The organism is Bradyrhizobium paxllaeri (assembly GCF_001693515.2).
GTDB lineage: Bacteria > Pseudomonadota > Alphaproteobacteria > Rhizobiales > Xanthobacteraceae > Bradyrhizobium > Bradyrhizobium paxllaeri.
In genome coordinates this window covers 4,798,896-4,815,700 of sequence record NZ_CP042968.1, presented here as the reverse complement: position 1 = coordinate 4,815,700, position 16,805 = coordinate 4,798,896, and the positions used below count along the sequence as shown (strand labels likewise).

19 protein-coding genes are annotated in these 16,805 nt (G+C 63.7%); 9 read left to right on the top strand and 10 right to left on the bottom strand.

Annotated elements, in window-relative coordinates:
• Positions 1 to 30 precede the first annotated feature (30 nt).
• Both LMTR21_RS23035 and LMTR21_RS23030 read right to left on the bottom strand, forming a co-directional pair.
• On the bottom strand, positions 31 to 1,395 hold the full coding sequence (locus tag LMTR21_RS23035; protein ID WP_065754776.1) for an NAD(P)-binding domain-containing protein: 1,365 nt from the start codon (positions 1,393 to 1,395) through the stop codon (positions 31 to 33).
• A 56-nt stretch (positions 1,396 to 1,451) separates the two neighbouring features.
• Positions 1,452 to 1,769, bottom strand: a complete 318-nt coding sequence (locus tag LMTR21_RS23030) for an ArsR/SmtB family transcription factor (RefSeq protein WP_065754777.1) — start codon at positions 1,767 to 1,769, stop codon at positions 1,452 to 1,454.
• Between the two features lie 111 nt (positions 1,770 to 1,880).
• Here LMTR21_RS23030 and LMTR21_RS23025 point away from each other — a divergent pair, with 111 nt between their 5' ends.
• The 6 genes from LMTR21_RS23025 to LMTR21_RS23000 all read left to right on the top strand — a co-directional run bounded on the left by LMTR21_RS23025 (position 1,881) and on the right by LMTR21_RS23000 (position 5,491).
• The gene (locus tag LMTR21_RS23025) at positions 1,881 to 2,243 is read left to right on the top strand and encodes an ArsR/SmtB family transcription factor (protein WP_065754778.1); all 363 of its coding nucleotides are present in this window, start codon (positions 1,881 to 1,883) and stop codon (positions 2,241 to 2,243) included.
• Positions 2,236 to 2,763 carry an arsenate reductase ArsC gene (locus LMTR21_RS23020; protein WP_065754779.1) on the top strand — a complete coding sequence of 176 codons (528 nt, stop codon included), beginning with the start codon at positions 2,236 to 2,238 and terminating at the stop codon, positions 2,761 to 2,763. Before LMTR21_RS23025 ends, LMTR21_RS23020 begins: the two co-directional genes overlap by 8 nt.
• On the top strand, positions 2,763 to 3,458 hold the full coding sequence (locus LMTR21_RS23015; protein WP_065754780.1) for an aquaporin: 696 nt from the start codon (positions 2,763 to 2,765) through the stop codon (positions 3,456 to 3,458). Before LMTR21_RS23020 ends, LMTR21_RS23015 begins: the two co-directional genes overlap by 1 nt.
• Positions 3,455 to 3,862 (top strand): arsenate reductase (glutaredoxin), encoded by a 408-nt coding sequence (gene arsC, locus LMTR21_RS23010; protein ID WP_065754781.1) that lies wholly within the window; start codon positions 3,455 to 3,457, stop codon positions 3,860 to 3,862. Before LMTR21_RS23015 ends, arsC begins: the two co-directional genes overlap by 4 nt.
• 47 nt (positions 3,863 to 3,909) lie before the next feature.
• A complete protein-coding gene (locus LMTR21_RS23005) occupies positions 3,910 to 5,169 on the top strand; it encodes an adenylate/guanylate cyclase domain-containing protein (RefSeq protein WP_065754782.1) in 1,260 nt (419 codons plus the stop codon).
• 85 nt (positions 5,170 to 5,254) lie between these two features.
• Complete coding sequence (locus tag LMTR21_RS23000) at positions 5,255 to 5,491, top strand: hypothetical protein (RefSeq protein ID WP_246174007.1); 237 nt, start codon at positions 5,255 to 5,257, stop codon at positions 5,489 to 5,491.
• Positions 5,492 to 5,516: 25 nt separating this feature from the next.
• Here LMTR21_RS23000 and LMTR21_RS22995 read toward each other — a convergent pair whose 3' ends face one another.
• The 4 genes from LMTR21_RS22995 to LMTR21_RS22980 form a co-directional block, all read right to left on the bottom strand.
• The gene (locus tag LMTR21_RS22995; protein ID WP_065754800.1) at positions 5,517 to 6,761 is read right to left on the bottom strand and encodes an MFS transporter; all 1,245 of its coding nucleotides are present in this window, start codon (positions 6,759 to 6,761) and stop codon (positions 5,517 to 5,519) included.
• Between the two features lie 166 nt (positions 6,762 to 6,927).
• Positions 6,928 to 8,697 carry a flotillin family protein gene (locus LMTR21_RS22990; RefSeq protein WP_065754783.1) on the bottom strand — a complete coding sequence of 590 codons (1,770 nt, stop codon included), beginning with the start codon at positions 8,695 to 8,697 and terminating at the stop codon, positions 6,928 to 6,930.
• 3 nt (positions 8,698 to 8,700) lie between these two features.
• Entirely contained in the window at positions 8,701 to 9,360 is a 660-nt protein-coding gene (locus LMTR21_RS22985) for an OB-fold-containig protein (RefSeq protein WP_065754784.1), read from the bottom strand.
• Positions 9,357 to 10,484, bottom strand: coding sequence for a PspA/IM30 family protein (locus LMTR21_RS22980; RefSeq protein ID WP_065754785.1), 1,128 nt, complete (start codon positions 10,482 to 10,484; stop codon positions 9,357 to 9,359). The genes LMTR21_RS22985 and LMTR21_RS22980 overlap by 4 nt, the downstream gene beginning before the upstream one ends.
• Positions 10,485 to 10,607: 123 nt before the next feature.
• Between LMTR21_RS22980 and LMTR21_RS22975 the strand changes: the two genes are divergently transcribed.
• Positions 10,608 to 12,002: an Nramp family divalent metal transporter gene (locus LMTR21_RS22975; RefSeq protein WP_065754786.1), complete on the top strand. Its 1,395-nt coding sequence runs from the start codon at positions 10,608 to 10,610 to the stop codon at positions 12,000 to 12,002.
• 134 nt (positions 12,003 to 12,136) lie between these two features.
• On the opposite strand, the gene LMTR21_RS22970 is transcribed toward LMTR21_RS22975, so the two are convergent.
• From LMTR21_RS22970 to LMTR21_RS41485, 4 genes are all read right to left on the bottom strand, one after another.
• Positions 12,137 to 12,913: an arginyltransferase gene (locus LMTR21_RS22970; protein ID WP_148635997.1), complete on the bottom strand. Its 777-nt coding sequence runs from the start codon at positions 12,911 to 12,913 to the stop codon at positions 12,137 to 12,139.
• 174 nt (positions 12,914 to 13,087) lie between these two features.
• On the bottom strand, positions 13,088 to 13,675 hold the full coding sequence (locus LMTR21_RS22965) for an RDD family protein (protein WP_065754787.1): 588 nt from the start codon (positions 13,673 to 13,675) through the stop codon (positions 13,088 to 13,090).
• Positions 13,676 to 13,907: 232 nt separating this feature from the next.
• A complete protein-coding gene (gene hemB / locus LMTR21_RS22960) occupies positions 13,908 to 14,969 on the bottom strand; it encodes a porphobilinogen synthase (protein WP_065754788.1) in 1,062 nt (353 codons plus the stop codon).
• A gap of 27 nt (positions 14,970 to 14,996) precedes the next feature.
• Positions 14,997 to 15,125 (bottom strand): hypothetical protein, encoded by a 129-nt coding sequence (locus LMTR21_RS41485; protein WP_283813500.1) that lies wholly within the window; start codon positions 15,123 to 15,125, stop codon positions 14,997 to 14,999.
• 52 nt (positions 15,126 to 15,177) lie between these two features.
• On the opposite strand from LMTR21_RS41485, the gene LMTR21_RS22955 reads away from it, so the two are divergent.
• Together LMTR21_RS22955 and ldtR are read left to right on the top strand one after the other, a co-directional pair.
• Entirely contained in the window at positions 15,178 to 15,645 is a 468-nt protein-coding gene (locus LMTR21_RS22955; protein ID WP_057839064.1) for a DUF6163 family protein, read from the top strand.
• A gap of 453 nt (positions 15,646 to 16,098) precedes the next feature.
• The gene (ldtR, locus tag LMTR21_RS22950; RefSeq protein WP_028345688.1) at positions 16,099 to 16,614 is read left to right on the top strand and encodes a transcriptional regulator LdtR; all 516 of its coding nucleotides are present in this window, start codon (positions 16,099 to 16,101) and stop codon (positions 16,612 to 16,614) included.
• Positions 16,615 to 16,805: the final 191 nt, after the last annotated feature.

The window sequence follows — 16,805 nt, the reverse complement described above, 5'->3', positions numbered from 1 at the left end:
CTTCCAGCGAGATTCCGTTCACTCCCTGTTTCAGGATGCGCAACCGCATCCCGTCTTGCCTTGCTGCTTTGCTTTTTCATCCGCGACGCAACAAGCGTCAACATCCGATAATGCAGGGCCGCCGCAGCAATTGCTGGCATCTGGCGCGAGCGAACGGCTGCAAACTCCGGTCTCGGGCAGCACCAGTTCGACCCGCTCGGCGGCGGCTCGGTCGCCGGCGATGTCGGCGGCAATCGAGCGCACCTGTTCGTAGCCGGTGAGCATCAGGAAGGTCGGCGCGCGGCCGTAAGATTTGATGCCGGCGAAGTAGAAGCCCGGCTCGTCCTGCGCCAGCTCACGGGCGCCGTGCGGGCGTACTGTGCCGCAACTGTGAATATTGGGATCGATCAGCGGCGCCAGCGCCACCGGACATTCGATCGCGGAATCGAGCCGGATGCGAAGCTCGCGGACGAAATCGAGATCCGGCCGGAAACCGGTTGCGACGATCAACTCGTCGACCACGACCTGCCGCGCCGAGCAGGCGGAGATAGCGCCGACGATGAGGCGAGGGCCGTCGGCGATCAGATGCGACACACGAAACTCGCTTTCCACCTTGATCCGGCCTGCGGTCACCAGCGCGGCAAAGGCCGCACCGAGTTCGCCGCGCGCTGTCAGCTTGTCGTTGGCGCCGCCGCCGAACGCCTTGGCGGGATCGCTGCCGCGCAGCAGCCAGATCGGCGCGGTGCCCGGCACCTCCTGTGCAAGTTTCGCCAGATCGGTCAGCGTGCCGATCGCCGAATGCCCCGCGCCCAGCACCGCGACGGTCTTGCCGGCATAGCGCGCGCGTTCCCTGCCCAAAACGTCGGGCATGCCATAAGCGATCCGGTTGGACGTCTCGGGTTCGCCGATGGCGGGGAGGCCATTGGCGCCCGCCGGGTTCGGCACATGCCAGGTGCCGGAGGCGTCGATGACAGCATCGGCCTTGACGACCTTCGGACCCAGACCGTTCTGATAGCGGATTTCGAACGGCGCCTTTTCGCGGCCGTTGGTCTTCATCCTGTCGAAGCCGGTTCGGCTGATGCCGGTGACGCGGCTCGAGGTCTGAATGCGGGATTTCAGCGCGGTATTGCCGGCGAGCGGTTCGAGGTAGTGTTCAACCATCTCCGCGCCAGTCGGATACTGGTCTGGCTCGGGCGAATTCCAGCCCGCCGCCGCGAGCAGGCGCGCCGCTGCCTTGTCGACATTGTATTCCCAGGGCGAGAACAGCTGGACGTGACCCCACTGCCGCATGGCGTGGCCGACACTGTCTCCGGCCTCCAGCACGATCGGCTCCAGCCCGCGCTCCAGCACATGGGCTGCGGCGGCGAGGCCGACCGGCCCGGCTCCGATGATGGCTACCGTCTTGGCTCCGCTCATGCTCTCCTCCCATAAAACTAGAAATATCGAAATAGGGGTCGATAAAAACGCAGCATTCAGGCCGCGGTCTTGGCGTCCTTGGTCTCAGCACTTTCGGTGCAGCATTCGGCAACGAGAAAACCCACCAGCTCCCGCATCACCTCATAGTTGGCGTGGCAGATCAGCGTGGTGGCATCGCGTACCTGGGTGACCAGCCCCACCACCACCAGCGCCTTGATGTGATGGGAGAGGGTGGAGGGCGCGATTTTCAATTTCTCCTGCAGCCGGCCGACGGCAAGCCCGGCGCCGCCGGCGCGGATCAGCGCGCGGTAGATTTTCAGCCGGGTTGGATTACCCAGCGCTTCCAGATGGGCGGCGGCGTCGTCGAGTTTCATGAGGGGATCATGACATGGAGGTTGCGGCTCGTCAACGGTATTTCCAGAATTATCGAAATATGAAGTCTGAATCCGTTGACGATGCGGCCATATATCGATATATCCAGATATATGGAATCCGAGCAAGCCATTCTGGCGCTGGCGGCGCTGGCGCAATCGACCCGGCTCGACGTGTTTCGCCTGCTGGCGAAACACGAGCCGGAGGGGCTGGCCGCCGGCGACATCGCCAAGGCGCTCGCCGTGCCGCAAAACACCATGTCGTCGCATCTGGCGATCCTGTCGCGGGCCGGGCTGGTGACGGCGCGGCGTTTCAGCCGCTCGATTGTTTATCGCGCCGATCTGAAGGCCTTTCAGTCCGTGGTGCTGTTCATGCTCAGGGATTGTTGCCACGGTCGCCCGGAAATCTGCGGCCCGCTGATTGCAGACCTCACGCCGTGTTGTCCCCCGAAGTCGAGGAGGAAAGCGCATGTCTGAGCGCATCTACAACGTTCTTTTCCTGTGCACCGGCAATACAGCCCGCTCCGTCCTGGCGGAATCCATCCTGCGCAAGGACGGTCGCCGCCATTTTCGCGCCTACTCCGCCGGCAGCCAGCCGAAGGGGACGGTCAATCCGTTTGCGATCAAGGTCCTGAATCGTCTCGACTACCCCACGGACGGGTTGCGTTCGAAGAGCTGGGAAGAGTTCGCGCGCAGCGATGCGCCCGTGATGGATTTCGTTTTCACGGTTTGCGACAACGCCGCCGGTGAATCCTGTCCGGTGTGGCCGGGTCAGCCGATGACGGCGCATTGGGGGATCGAAGACCCGGCCGCCGTTGACGGCACCGACATCGAGAAGGAAGCCGCGTTTGTCGCGGCCTTCCGCTATCTCAAAAATCGAATTACCGCCTTTGCCAGCCTGCCGCTGGAAAGCATCGACCGTCTGTCGCTGGGGACGAAGCTGCGCGACATCGGCCGCACCGACGGTTCGACCTCAGGCCAGGAGAAGGCCAGCTAATGTCCGAATTTGATCTGCCGCGCCGCCTCGCGGCCGAAGCGCTCGGCACCGCGCTGCTCGTTGCGACCGTGGTCGGCTCCGGCATCATGGCCGAGACCCTGACCAAGGATGTCGCGCTGGCGCTGCTTGGCAATACGCTGCCGACCGGCGCGATCCTGGTGGTTCTCATCACCATTCTCGGGCCTGTTTCGGGCGCGCATTTCAATCCGGCAGTGTCGCTGGTCTTCGCGCTGAGGCGCGAGCTCGCGCCGCGCGATGCGGTGGCCTATGTGGCCGCTCAGGTCGCGGGTGGAATTGCGGGGACGATCATTGCGCATGCGATGTTCGCGTTGCCTTTGATCGATGCCTCCCTGAAAATGCGAACCGGCGGGGCGCAATGGTTTGCCGAAGGCATCGCCGCCTTCGGCCTGCTCGTCACCATTCTCGGCGGCATCCGGTTCAACGCCGCCGCGGTGCCGTGGCTGGTCGGCCTCTACATCACCGCGGCCTATTGGTTCACCGCGTCAACGTCCTTTGCCAATCCGGCCGTTGCAATCGCGCGCTCGATGACCAATACGTTCTCCGGCATTCGCCCCGCCGATCTGCCCGGCTTTATCGCAGCGGAGCTTTGCGGCGCGGTGATTGCCTTGATCTTCATGACGTGGCTGCTGCGTGGGGCAGGCGAGGCGGCAGCAGCGAAGGAGGCCCGACCATGACCGTCACGATCTATCACAACCCCGCCTGCGGCACCTCGCGAAACACGCTGGCAATGATCCGGCAGAGCGGCGAGGAGCCCGAGGTGATCGAATATCTGAAGACGCCGCCGAGCCGCGCGCAGCTGGTCGAATTGATCGGGGCGCTCGGCATCTCGCCGCGCGAGCTGTTGCGCGAAAAGGGGACGCCCTATGCCGAGCTCGGCCTTGCCGATCCCAAATGGAGCGACGACGAGCTGATCGATGTCATGCTTGCGCATCCCATCCTGATCCAGCGGCCGATCGTGGTGACATCGAAGGGCGTCCGGCTGTGCCGGCCTTCGGAGCTGGTGCTCGACCTGCTCGACAACCCCGTCGATTCCTTTGTCAAGGAAGACGGCGAGGCGGTGACGCGCGCGAAACGTTGAAGGGCGCGAGGCTTTCACTCGTCACGATTGCGCGGCATAATCAGCGCATGGAACTCACTCCCCGTTTGCGCCTGACGAACTGGCTGGTCAGCCAGGGCCTCACAGGCCTGCCCCAAAACGATCTGATCCGCGGCTTTTGCGAGCGCTGCCGCGCCGAAGGCCTTCATGTGTCGCGCGGCATGGTCTTCATCGATACGCTGCATCCGATTTTCGAGGGCCGCGGCTTCCGCTGGAACGATGCCGAGACCAACGAAAGCGACGTGTTCGAATATGGCTCGACCAATGAGGGCGAAGCCGCGGCGGCCTGGCGCAGCTCGATCTTCTATCACATGCTCGAACAGGGCCATGACGAACTGCCGATCAACCTCGCCGACGGCGCGGCCCAACGGTTCAAGTTCGTGAACGAACTCGCCGACAAGGGCCACAAGCACCTCGTAGCCTATGTGCATCAGTTCGGCGAGGCCGGTACCATGGGGCAGATGGATTGCGTCTATTCCTATTGGGTGACAAGGCGCGACGAGGGCTTTGGCGCGCAGGGGCTCGCGGCGCTGCGCGATCTTGTGCCGGTGCTGGGGCTTGCGATCAAATCCGCGGCGCAGGCCGATATCACCAAGACGCTGGGGCGCGTCTATCTCGGGCGCGATACCGCGGAGCAGGTGCTGCGCGGACGGATGACGCGCGGCGTCACCGAGCGCATCAACACGGTGCTGTGGTTCTCCGATCTGCGCGGCTCGACCGCGATCAGCGAGAGCATCGATCCCGGCGAGATCATTCCCTTCCTCAACGATTACGCGCAGGCCTCGATCGATGCCATCCACGACGCCGGCGGCGAGGTGCTGAAGCTGATCGGCGACGGCGTGCTGGCGATGTTCACGCACGAGAACATGGCGAAGGCAAACCGCGCCGCGCTGCGCGCCGAGCATCGCTTCCGCCGCAACATGAAGGCGCTCACCACCCGCCGCACGGCGGAGGGGCGGCCTGTGACATCGGCCCATGTCGGCCTGCATGTCGGCGAAGTCTTCTACGGCAATATCGGCAGCGATGACCGGCTCGACTTCACCGTGGTGGGCCCGGCGGTGAACGAAGTCAGCCGCATCGCCTCGATGTGCCGCTCGGTCGACCGCGAACTATTGATGTCATCGGCCTTCCGCGCCGGCCTCGACGCCGCCGGGCGAAACTACCTCGTCTCCACCGGCCGCTATGCGCTCCGCGGCATCGGCCGCGCGCAGGATCTGTACACGCTCGATCCGGATATCGCCGCGGATGAGGTGGTGGCGGGGAAGTACGAGCGGTATCTGGCGAGTTGATGGGCGAGCTTGCTCGCTTGATTCACGTCAATGCGCTGCCGCCGCTGCCGGTCTCAATTGCGTCGGACGACCGCATGATGCGGTCATGCATGAGATGGAAGCCAACATGTCGGCAACCGAGATTGCCACCCGCCATTTTACGGCCGCGATAGCGGACGCTGAGGCCGCCGGGCATGACGCCGACGGCGTCTGCCGCGCGCTGCTAAGTCTCATCGTCTCGAAATATCTTGAAAGCCGCCCCGTCGCCGACGTTCAGTCGGAGCTGCGCTTTGTCGCTGACAATTGCGATTCCGATACGGACTTCATGTTCATGCGGCCGTAAGCGAGCTTTCGCGCTACCCAGCCCACTAGCAGCGCGCTGCTTCCCCCACCATGTCCGGCTGCCGCGCCAGCGACACCGCAGGTGACAGCAGGATCACCAGCGCCTGCGCGGCGAAGATGGCGGCTGCCAGATAGAGGCAGGCTTCGGCGCTGTAGAGGCCACCGACGATGGCGCCCAGCGCCGAGCCGAGCGGGCGGGCGCCGTAGCTCATGATATTGATGGCGGAGACGCGGCCGAGCAGCGAGGGCGGCGTCACCGATTGGCGCAGCGTCGTGGTCGAGATCACCCACAGGATTGGGCCGGCGCCGAGCAGGAAGAAGCTTGCGCCTGCAAGCCAGGCTGCGGGGACGATCGTGGTCAGCGCCATCACGGTCGCTGCGACGAAACCGGTTACGGGTCCAAGCCCGATCACGGTGCCGAAGGCGAGGCGTTTCATCACCCGCGTGGCCGAGAGTGCGCCGGCCACCATGCCGACACCATACATCCCGAGTGTCACGCCGACGCCGGTAGCCGACAGGCCGAGATGGCGCACGGCGTAGGGCACGAACACGGCGAGCAGCAGGAACGAGGCCGTGTTGAAGATGAACTGCGTGATGAACACCGGCCGCAGCAGCGGGTGGTGCAGCACGAACGCCGCGCCTTCCCTGATCTCCTGCAGTGGATGGCGGCGCGGAGCAGGGGCGCGCGCTGGTTCATAGATGCCAGACAGCAACACCACCGCGATCACGGACAGCGCCGCGGCGACGCCGAACGCAGGCGCTGCGCCCACCCATCCGACCAGCACGCCGCCGAGCGCGGGGCCGCTCGCAAACGCCACCGTGCGCGCCAGTTCGATCCGCGCATTCGCTGCGGGCAATTGCTCCGAATTTACCAGCGATGGCACCAGCGCCGGCGCGGCCACGCTGTAGGCGACCGTGCCGCATACCGCGATGAAGCCGAGCAGCGACAGCAGCGGCAGCGTGATTGCGCCGAACCAGAGCAGCAATAGAATTCCGGCAAGCGCAGCTGCGCGCAGCGCCTCCGAGCCCGCCATCACCCAGCGCCGCGAGACGCGGTCAGCCAGCAGGCCGGCCGGAATCGCAAACAGGATGAAGGGCAGCGTCAGCGCGGTCTGCAACAGACCGGTCTGGCCCTCGCCGACGCCGAGCAGGAGCACGGCGACGATGGGCGCTGCGGCGAGCGCAATCTGCTCGGCCGATTGGGCGGCGAGGTTCGACCAGGCCAAACGGTTGAAGGTCGCGGGCAGGCGCGTTGGTTCGGCGGCAGACATGACGGAATCCTCGGGCTTGAATCGATCTGGCTGCATTGTCCGGCCCGAGGACGATCCAACCCACCCGTTTCCCGACAAGGGTGGGGAACAAGAAAAAGGCCCGCCGCGAATCGCGGCAGGCCTCTTTCGATCTTGATGGAAACGGCGGAAACGTTCCCGCGTGGGATCAGGATTTCGGGCCGAGCGTCGCCTTGCCCGTTCCGGAGATGGTTGCGGGTGGCGTCGCCACCTCATCGTCATCTTCATCAAGCACGGCGGGCAGCTCCGCCGGAGTGGCCAGTTGCTGCGCGGCCAGCGCGTTGGTCAGGCTGGTCAGCGCGTCCGGACCGGCGGCGAAGCCGCCTTCGGCCAGAATCTTGTCGATGATCGGCTTGAACGCCGAGACCGACAGCAACTGCGCGGCGAGGCCGTCGCCAAGACCAAGCCCGTTGCTGTGGCCGTTCATGGCGCCGTTGCCGCCGCCGCGGCCAAGCATGCCGCCGGTGTCGAAGATCCGGATATCGGAAATCTTCTCGATCGGCTTGACCGCTTCGGCCAGCGCGCTCGGGATCACGTTGATCCGCGCCAGCGTGAGATCGTACTCGATCAGCGCCTGCGAGAGCTTGTTGCGGGCTTCCGCCTTCAGCGCCGCCACCTCGGCCTCGGCCTGGCCGAGCGATTTGACGCCGGCAGCGCGGGTGGTTGCGGCATCGGCGTCGGCCTTGGCCAGCATGGTGATGGCCTCCGCCTTGTTGGTCGCAGCCTGGTTCTCGGCTTCCGCCATCACGGTGATCGGCATCGCCTCGGTTTCGGCGGCCTTGCGCGCGGCGATCACGTTGATGATCTTGTCGCGCTCGGCGATTTCGACGGCCTTGGCGGTGGTGACCTTTTCTTCAGCCGCAATCGCCAGCGCACGGGCGGTTTCGGCAACCGTCTGCGCCTCGGATTGTTCCTTGCTCTTGTTGGCCACCGCGATCGCGCTTTCCTGCGCCACGATCTGCAGATCGCGCTCCATTTCGGTATTGCGGCGTTTGACCGCGAGATCGGCTTCGATTTTGCGGGTGTCGCGGGCCTGATTGGCTTCGGTCTGCTTGTTGGCGACCGCCAGTTCCTGCTGGATGCGATACTCGGCTTCGTTCTGCACCGCGGTCTGCTCGACCTGCGCGGTCTGCGCACGCATGGCCGCGGTCTTGTTGGCGATGTCGCGCTGTTGCGCCAGCTCCGCCTCGCGCTTGGTGGCCTCGATCGTCAGCGTGGTCTGGCGTGCCACGAGATCCTGCTGCGCGATGTTCACTTCGGTGGTGCGGACGATCTGGTTGCGCTCCTGTTCGCGCTCCCTTGTGATCTTGGTCAGCGTCGTCAGGCCGTGCGCGTCGAAGAAATTGCTCGGGTTGAAATGCTTGATGTCGCTCTGGTCGAGCCGCGTCAGCGACACCGATTCGAGTTCGAGGCCGTTGTTCTGGATATCGGCGCCGACCGCCTCTTGCACCGATTTGACGAAGGTCGCACGCTGCTCCTGCAGCTCTTCGAGGTTCATGGTGGCGGCGACCGAACGCAGGCCGTCGACGAATTTGGCCTCAATCAGCTCGCGCAGCTCGCCTCCATTCTGAGTGCGGCTGCCCAGCGTCTGGGCGGCGAGCGCGATCGAGGAGCTATCGGGCTTGACGCGCAGATAGAATTCGGCGCCGATGTCGACGCGCATGCGGTCCTTGGTGATCATCGAATCCGGACCACCGCGAGCGACCTCCAGCCGGAGCGTCTTCAGATTGACCGATGCGACGGAGTGGAACACCGGAAGCACCATCGAACCGCCGTCGAGGACAACCCTCTGCCCACCAAGCCCGGTGCGGACATAGGCCTCGTCACGCGTTGAGCGGCGATAGAGTTTGGCGAGCAGGAGACCGATAACAAGAACGACAATGACGCCAATCGTAACGGGTATTGCAAGTTCCCACATGTTTTAAGCCCTGTCTGAACGTTGTTGCGCAATGAGGTCGGCTGGTGCGGAAATGGCGATGAAGCTTTTTGCGTCGCGGTCGACCAGCAACACGCTGGCGCCGACCGGAAGCGGTGCGGATTCGGGACTGGCCCGTGCGACGAGAGAATGCCAGTTGCCGAAGACATCCTTGAGACGGACGCGGCCGGGCAATCCCTGGTCGAGCGGGCCGATCGAAACTTCGGCGACGTGGCCGATGAAGTCGGCCTCATCGACGGCGTAGGTCTCGTCACGCGGGATAATCTTGGCGATGCCGCGGCTGGTAACCCGGATGACGGGTACGCTTCCGGCCGCTGCGGCGAGCGCTGCGATCGGGGTGGGTACCGAAAGCCCCACGCCGTGCGCCAGCCCCTGCAGGAAAAATCCCGCCACGGAGAACACGCCGAGCGCGAGGATGATCAGGATCAGAAGGGGCAGGCGCCCTGCATTGATCCACAGGAACAGGCCGCCCAATCCATTGCCGCTGTCAGAGTCGACGGCGAATTCCTTGCCGAACAGTTCGCTGATCGAGAAGCCGACCAGCGTCGCCAGCAGTTCGATGCCGCCGAGCGCCAGCATGATTGCAGCGGCAATTGCGAAGGGACGTACGTCGGGCGCCAGCAGGAGGTCGGACACGGCACTCATTGCTGCGATTTGATCCTTTCAAGGCGGGCCGCGATTTCCTTTTCGCGGTGCAGCCGGTCGAGTTCATCGAGTTCCTTGTCGCCGGGCACGCCGGCCGCCGGCACGCCGGTGACGCGTGCGATTGCCGCCATGGCCCGATCGGGACTCACAGTTTTAGTCGCACCAGCCGCGCGTCCGGTTTCCTGCGGCGCATGTTTTGCGAGGCTGGCCTCGAGGTCGGCCAGGCGGGTTTCGGCTTCACGTCGCGCGCCAAGCATCGCCTGCAAGGCCTTGGTCTGCTCGTCGATTTCGAGTTCGATAAAATCCATCGCACGTTCGAGCGCGGTGCCCTGCGATTCCAGATCAATTTGCCGTGCGACGCCGGCGCGCGCGAGGTCCTCGCGGCTTTCTGCAACCGCAAGACGAATCTTTTCCGTCAACCCGCCGATTTCGGCATCCAGCTCCTCGCGCCGCCGCTTGAGGCGGAATTCCTCCGCGCGCGACTTGCCGAGCGCATGGCGTGCTTCGTCGGCGCCAGCATCGATCTCGCGGATCGCCTGTTTGACCAGCGCGACCTTGTTGCTGTTCTCGGCATTGTCGATGGTCTCGCTGGCGATAGCGGCAAGAAGTCTACCCATACGTGCAAGGATACCCTCGTGAACCATGGTCTTCTCCTCCGGTGGTGATTTCGATTTGACGGCGATGTGGATTTCGTAGCCGCGGCCATCCGAGACGAGATGCGCCGGGAAGGGGCTTTCCCAGCCATCGAGATAGCCGGGGATATGGAAGGGCACCAAAACACGTCCGCGGACTGTGCTGATGGTCACGGACGTCGGTCCCTTGATCGCAAACAGCTTGTCGTCGAGCGGAATCTTGCGCACCGCCGCATCGGCCACATAGCTAGCGCGGTCCCGCAGGCCGAGCGTCACCAGGCGGGCGGGCAGTCCGGTCTCGGTGCGGATCCGCTCATAGGCCTGGGCGTGGAGTGCGACGAGGTTGGCGCCAACCGGCGCCACCTCGGCGAGGATAGCCATCATCCGATCGTAGTCGGCAAAGGTCGCTTCGATGGCGGCAATGCCGGCCTCGTCGGGCGCGAGGGCGTATCGCAGCGTGGCCGTAGGTGTTTCGACCGGAAGCTTGATCATGATCGTAACGTAAAGCACTTCTTCAGTGCTTTACAGGGGGTGGCGACGGTATCATTTTCGTGATGGCTAGATGCAGTTGCAAGTGAGTTGCAATAAGGCCGAACCTCGGCTATCCCTTTGACAATGGACGCACGCACGCCCGGTTTGGGTGCCGAAACCCCGACCCAGAGTTTGACCATGACCGATACGACCGCCACCGGCTGGCGCGCCGATGCCGCCGCTGGTGCCCAGCGCAGCCTGCCTGAAGTCAATTCGACCATCTCGGTGCCATTTGGCGGGCATTGGTCGCGCCGGCTGCTGGCCTTCCTCGGTCCCGGCTATCTGGTCTCGGTCGGCTACATGGACCCCGGCAACTGGGCGACCGACCTCGCGGGTGGTTCGAAGTTCGGCTACACGCTGCTGGCGGTCATCCTGCTGTCGAACCTGATGGCGATCCTGTTGCAGGCGCTGGCCGCGCGGCTTGGCATCGTCACCGACCGCGATCTGGCGCAGGCCTGCCGCGCCAGCTTTTCGCGGCCCGTCAACTTCATGCTGTGGGTGGCCTGCGAGGCCGCGATCATCGCCTGCGATCTCGCCGAGGTGATCGGCACCGCGATCGCGCTCAATCTGCTGTTCGGCATTCCCCTGATCTATGGGGCGCTGATAACTGCGCTCGATGCCTTCCTGCTGCTCCTCCTGATGAACAAGGGTTTTCGCTTCCTCGAAGCCTTTGTCATCTCGCTCCTGATCGTGATCGCGATCTGCTTTTCGATTCAGATCGTGGCTGCGGCGCCGCCGGTGGCTGCCGTCCTGAAGGGGTTTGTGCCGTCGCCCGAGATCGTCACCAATCCTGAAATGCTCTACATCGCGATCGGCATCATCGGCGCGACCGTGATGCCGCATAATCTCTATCTGCATTCCGCGATCGTGCAGACCCGCGCCTATGAACGTAACGACAAGGGCCGCCGCGAGGCGATCAAATGGGCGACGACGGATTCGACGATTGCGCTGATGCTGGCGCTGTTCATCAACGCCGCGATCCTGATCGTTGCCGCCGCCACCTTCTATTCGAGCGGACGCACCGAGGTTGCCGAGATCGGCCAGGCCTATGAATTGCTGTCGCCGCTGCTCGGCCTCGGCATCGCCTCGACGCTGTTCGCGGTGGCGCTGCTCGCCTCCGGCCTCAATTCGACGGTGACGGCTACGCTGGCTGGCCAGATCGTGATGGAAGGCTTTTTGCACTTGCGGCTGCCGAACTGGGCGCGGCGGCTGCTCACGCGCGGCATCGCCATCGTTCCGGTCGTGATCGTCACCGCGATCTATGGCGAGCGCGGCACCAGCCAGCTCCTGGTGTTCAGCCAGGTCATCCTGTCGATGCAATTGCCGTTCGCCGTGATCCCGCTGGTCAAGTTCGTTTCCGACAAGCGCAAGATGGGCGAGTTCGTCATCCCCCGCGGCGTGGCGGTCGTGGCCTGGATCGTCGCCGGCATCATCGTGGCGCTGAACGTGAAGCTGCTGATCGAGACCTTCTTCGGGTGAGACGCATACACCACTGTCATCGCCCGGCTTGACCGGGCGACCCAGTACGCCGCGGCCTCTCGATTCATCACTGCTGTCTCTGGAATACTGGATCACCCGCCTTCGCGGGTGACGACAAGGAGTGTTGTGGCTACCTAATCCTGCGGCTCGGCCAACATCTCGCCCGTCGCATCCACCCGCAGCCAGCCCGACGGCGCCAGCCGCTGCTGCGGCAGGAAGCGGCCCTTGTAGTCCATCTTCTTGGAGCCCTCGATCCAGTAGCCGAGATAGACGTAAGGTAGCCCGAGCCTGCGGGCGCGGGTGATGTGGTCGAGGATCATGAAGGTGCCGAGCGAGCGGCTCTGCTGCGACGGCTCGAAGAACGAGTACACCATCGATAGCCCGTCGCTGAGCACGTCCGTCAGCGCCACCGCGATCAGCTCCTCGCCGTGCCCGGTAATGCCGGTGTCGACGCCGCGCTTGCGATACTCGATGATGCGGGTCTCGACATGGCTGTCTTCCACCATCATCGCGTAGTCGAGCACGGTCATGTCGGCCATGCCGCCATGGCGGTGCCGCTTGTCGAGATAGGCTCGGAATACCGAATACTGCTCCGAGGTCGGCACCGCGCTGCGCTGCTCGCCGACGATGTCGGCATTGCGCGCCAGGACTTTCTTGAAGTTGCGCGAGGGACGAAATTCGTTGGCGATCACGCGCACGGAAACGCAGGCCCGGCACTGGTCGCAAGCCGGGCGGTAGGCGATCGACTGGCTGCGGCGGAAGCCGCCATGGGTCAGGAGGTCGTTGAGGTCGCCGGCCTTGTCGCCGACCAGATGCGTGAACACCTTGCGCTCATGCCGGCCCGGCAGATAGGGGCAAGGCGAGGGCGCCGTCAGGTAGAACTGCGGGGTATCACGCGAATGCTGGGTCACGTCGGTTCGTGAGGCCTCCGAAACAATCAACCATAGCGCTTTCGAACAAAGTAGACACCAGTTCCCGTTAAGAAAACGCGTCAAAAAAGTAAAAGTGCCGGCCCGGCCCCGATTCAGGGTCGGACCGGCAGCATTGCGCTCCGAAGGCTGCAGGTCAAATAGTTTGCGGCTCGCTCAGTAGCTGCTGCGGGCCGAAGGAACTACCTGGGTACGAACCGAGCTGTTGACGATCACAGTTCCCAGGATGATGTCATGCAGCAGCCGGCGGCGGCCGTTGAACAGGCCGACCAACAGCACCAGCGGTGTCAGGAACGACACCGAGACCCAGTACAGCACGGCATGGCAGGCGCCGAGCACGAAATAGCCGGGCGCGCCGTACCAGGTGCGTAGCTCCAGATCCATCGCGCGCATGCCGAACGTGGCCGAATGCGGCCCGCCGATCGAGGCGCCGTAATAGACGATCGCCCACACGATGGTAGCCGGCCACGCCAGCCAGAACAGCATCCAGCCAAGCCCCAGCGTCACGATGCCGAACACGAAGATAAAGATGTAGCCGAGGATGACCGGCACCGACAGCACCACGAGGTCGATCAGGAACGCAAACACCCGCCGCGTCAGCACGCCGCGAAACAGTTCCGGCTGTGAATCGGGATCGAACGCATGCGGCGGCACCCCGCCGTCGTTCCGCCAAGCGCCGCCAGCATTTGAGGCGCCGCCGGCAGAAGAGCCGCCGCCGCTATTGCCAGAGCCGCTATAAGACATGGTTCGTCCTCCAGGCCGATATTCCCGATCGAGACATGGGAACCGGCGGGGGCCGCGCCAAGGGCCTGCGACCATTAACAGCGTGCAATATTCGGGGTGGTGAGAGATTCACCGCTCTTACCCCGTCATTGCGAGCGCAGCGAAGCAATCCATAGTGCCGCATACCGGATAGATGGATTGCTTCGTCACTTTCGCTCCTCGCAATGACGCTGGGAGAGCGGGGGCGGGGGTCTTACCCCTCCGCCTTCAGCTTCTCCGCCGCCTGCGGCGCAAAGTACGTCAATATCCCATCCGCGCCGGCGCGCTTGAAGCCGAGCAGGCTTTCCATCATCGCGCGCTCGCCGTCGATCCAGCCATTGTTGGCGGCGCCTGCGATCATCGCGTATTCGCCCGACACCTGGTAGACGAAGGTCGGCATCGCAAACGTGTCCTTCACCCGCCGCACGATGTCGAGATAGGGCATGCCGGGCTTCACCATCACCATGTCGGCGCCTTCCGCGATATCAAGTTCGACCTCGCGCAAGGCTTCGTCGGAATTGGCGCTGTCCATCTGGTAGGTGCGCTTGTCGCCGGTCAGCGTCTTGGCCGAGCCGATGGCGTCGCGGAACGGGCCGTAGAAGGCGCTGGCGTATTTCGCCGCGTAGGACATGATCTGCACGTCGACAAACCCATGGTCGTCCAGCGCCTCGCGGATCGCACCGATGCGGCCGTCCATCATGTCTGACGGTGCGATGACGTCGCAGCCGGCCTCGGCCTGCACCAGCGCCTGTTGCACCAGCACCGCCACCGTCTCGTCGTTGAGGATCCTGCCGTCCTCGATCAGCCCGTCATGGCCGTGGCTGGTAAAGGGATCCAGCGCGACGTCGCAGAGCAGGCCGATCTCGGGAAATTCCTTCTTGATCGCGCGCACCGACTGGCAAACGAGATTGTTCGGATTCAGCGCCTCGGAACCGGTCTCGTCCCGGAGGGAAGGCTCGGTGTAGGGAAACAGCGCGATGCAGGGGATGTTCAGCTTCATCGCGCGCTCGGCATCGCGCACCGCCTGATCGACGGTGAGGCGGTCTACGCCGGGCATCGAGGCCACCGGCGTGCGGGTGTTGGTGCCGTCGACCACGAACAGCGGCCAGATCAGGTCGTCGGTCGTCAGCACGTTTTCGCGCACCAACCGCCGGGTCCATTCAGCCTTGCGGTTCCGGCGGGGGCGGATGATCAGGTCGAGCGGGGTGGAGGCGAGGGCGGTCTGCCGCCGCGGCGCGTCGCGCATTTCGATCGGACGCCCGAATTTGATCGCCATGTGATGGGTACTCCTGAAGGCGGCGGCTCAATTTTGATTTGTTCCAGTTCTAGCACCTTGCCCGCCGCCCGTCACCGCGCCTTGATCCATCTCATCGGCAATTGATTTTGCCGCCCCGGCGGGCCAAGACATGAGGCGATAAGGAGATTCCAGCATGCATTCAGCTCCGATCCCCGGGGCTCCCAAATCAGCCCGTGGGCCGGTTGCCATGTCTGACCTTTCGGCGCGCGATCAGGCGCGGGCCAGGGACAGTGCGATGTCCGTCGGGGCGATGTCGTCGGAGCGGATCGAACCCGACGAGAATGTGTGGACGCGGCGCCTCGTGCTGTTCCTGCGCATCATGGCGATCGTATCGATCATGAAGGGCCTGTACCACTGGGCGCAGGTCACGGGTTTCATCGGCGGCGAGGAGGAGGCGTTCGAGAATCAGTCGATGGCCTGGCAGACCGCGACCGTCTATTTCGCCGTCATCGAACTCGTCGCCGCCGTCGGCCTCTGGCTCGCCACGCCCTGGGGCGCGGTGGTGTGGCTCACCACCGTGGTGTCGATGGCGGTAATCGAACTGATGTTCCCGGGGATCTATGGCGGCAGCCTGACGGTGGTGGCGCTCGAAGCCGTGATGCTCGGCGCCTATCTCATGCTCGCCTGGATGGCCGCCCGCGAACGTCCGCCGTAGCAGGCTCCGATATGCTTCTCTCGCCCCGCTCTTGCGGGCAGAAGGAGAGGGGAAGCAACGCGTCAGTTTTTCGCCATAATCCATTCGCGTGCAGAAACCGCCACGCCATCCCGTACAATTTTCCGGAATTTTCCCGGTAACGTTTCGCACACCGTTAAGGGCCGTAAAGGGTTCCACCACACATCTTACGCGAGCGTTTCGATTTCAGACCCACCTGTTTCCGAATGCGACAGGGGATGCAGACGAAGCGTGAACAGGGCGCTTCCAGCCTCAACGAAATGTTGCAAAAAGCCTTGATCCATAGGGCTTAATGCACAATTCACTCTGTTAAATTCATGATCTCTTTATTGTCTTATTTAAGCGGATCTTCAAACGGGCCCCTTAAGTTGAAGCTATCAGGCGGGACAGAAGTTTCGTCGAAATAAGTCGAAAAACGACGACAGGGGAAGTGTCATGATCAAAGCCGTTGCAACGGCGGTGGAAACCGCTGAGCGCTCTGCCGGCCAAACTCCGGTGCAGCCGCTCTATCTGGAAGCGTTGACTTTGGTGGAGCGGCTTCACCGCCGGCTGCTCGATGTCATCAAGGACGAATTCGATCGCCGCGGCCGCGCCGACATCAATTCGGTGCAGGCTCTGCTGCTCTACAACATCGGCGACAAGGAACTGACCGCGGGCGAACTGCGCACGCGCGGTTACTACCTCGGCTCCAACGTCTCCTATAATTTGAAGAAGCTCGTCGAACTCGGCTTCCTCGATCATCAGCGCTCTCGTGTTGATCGTCGCTCGGTCCGCATCCGCCTCACCGCGCAGGGCCAGGAGATCCGCAAGATCGTGGACGCGCTCTACCAGAAGCACGTCAAGACGGTGGAGCAGGTCGGTGGCATCTCGAACGAGGAGTTCGCGACGCTGAACAAGTCGCTGCACCGCCTCGAGCGCTTCTGGACCGACCAGATCCTGTATCGGCTCTGAGAATTACGTAGCGTTTTCGAGCGAAGTGGACGCCGGTCGCGTCAGGAAAACGCGTCAGAATAAGAAGACTCTTCCGCGGTCAAGCCGGCCATTCAGAAGACCGGCAGGCAGCCAACAGCGGACAATGAACTGGCAAGGCAGTAAGCCTTGCTCAAAGCGCATCGGCCCCGGTTTTCCGGAGCCGGTGCGTT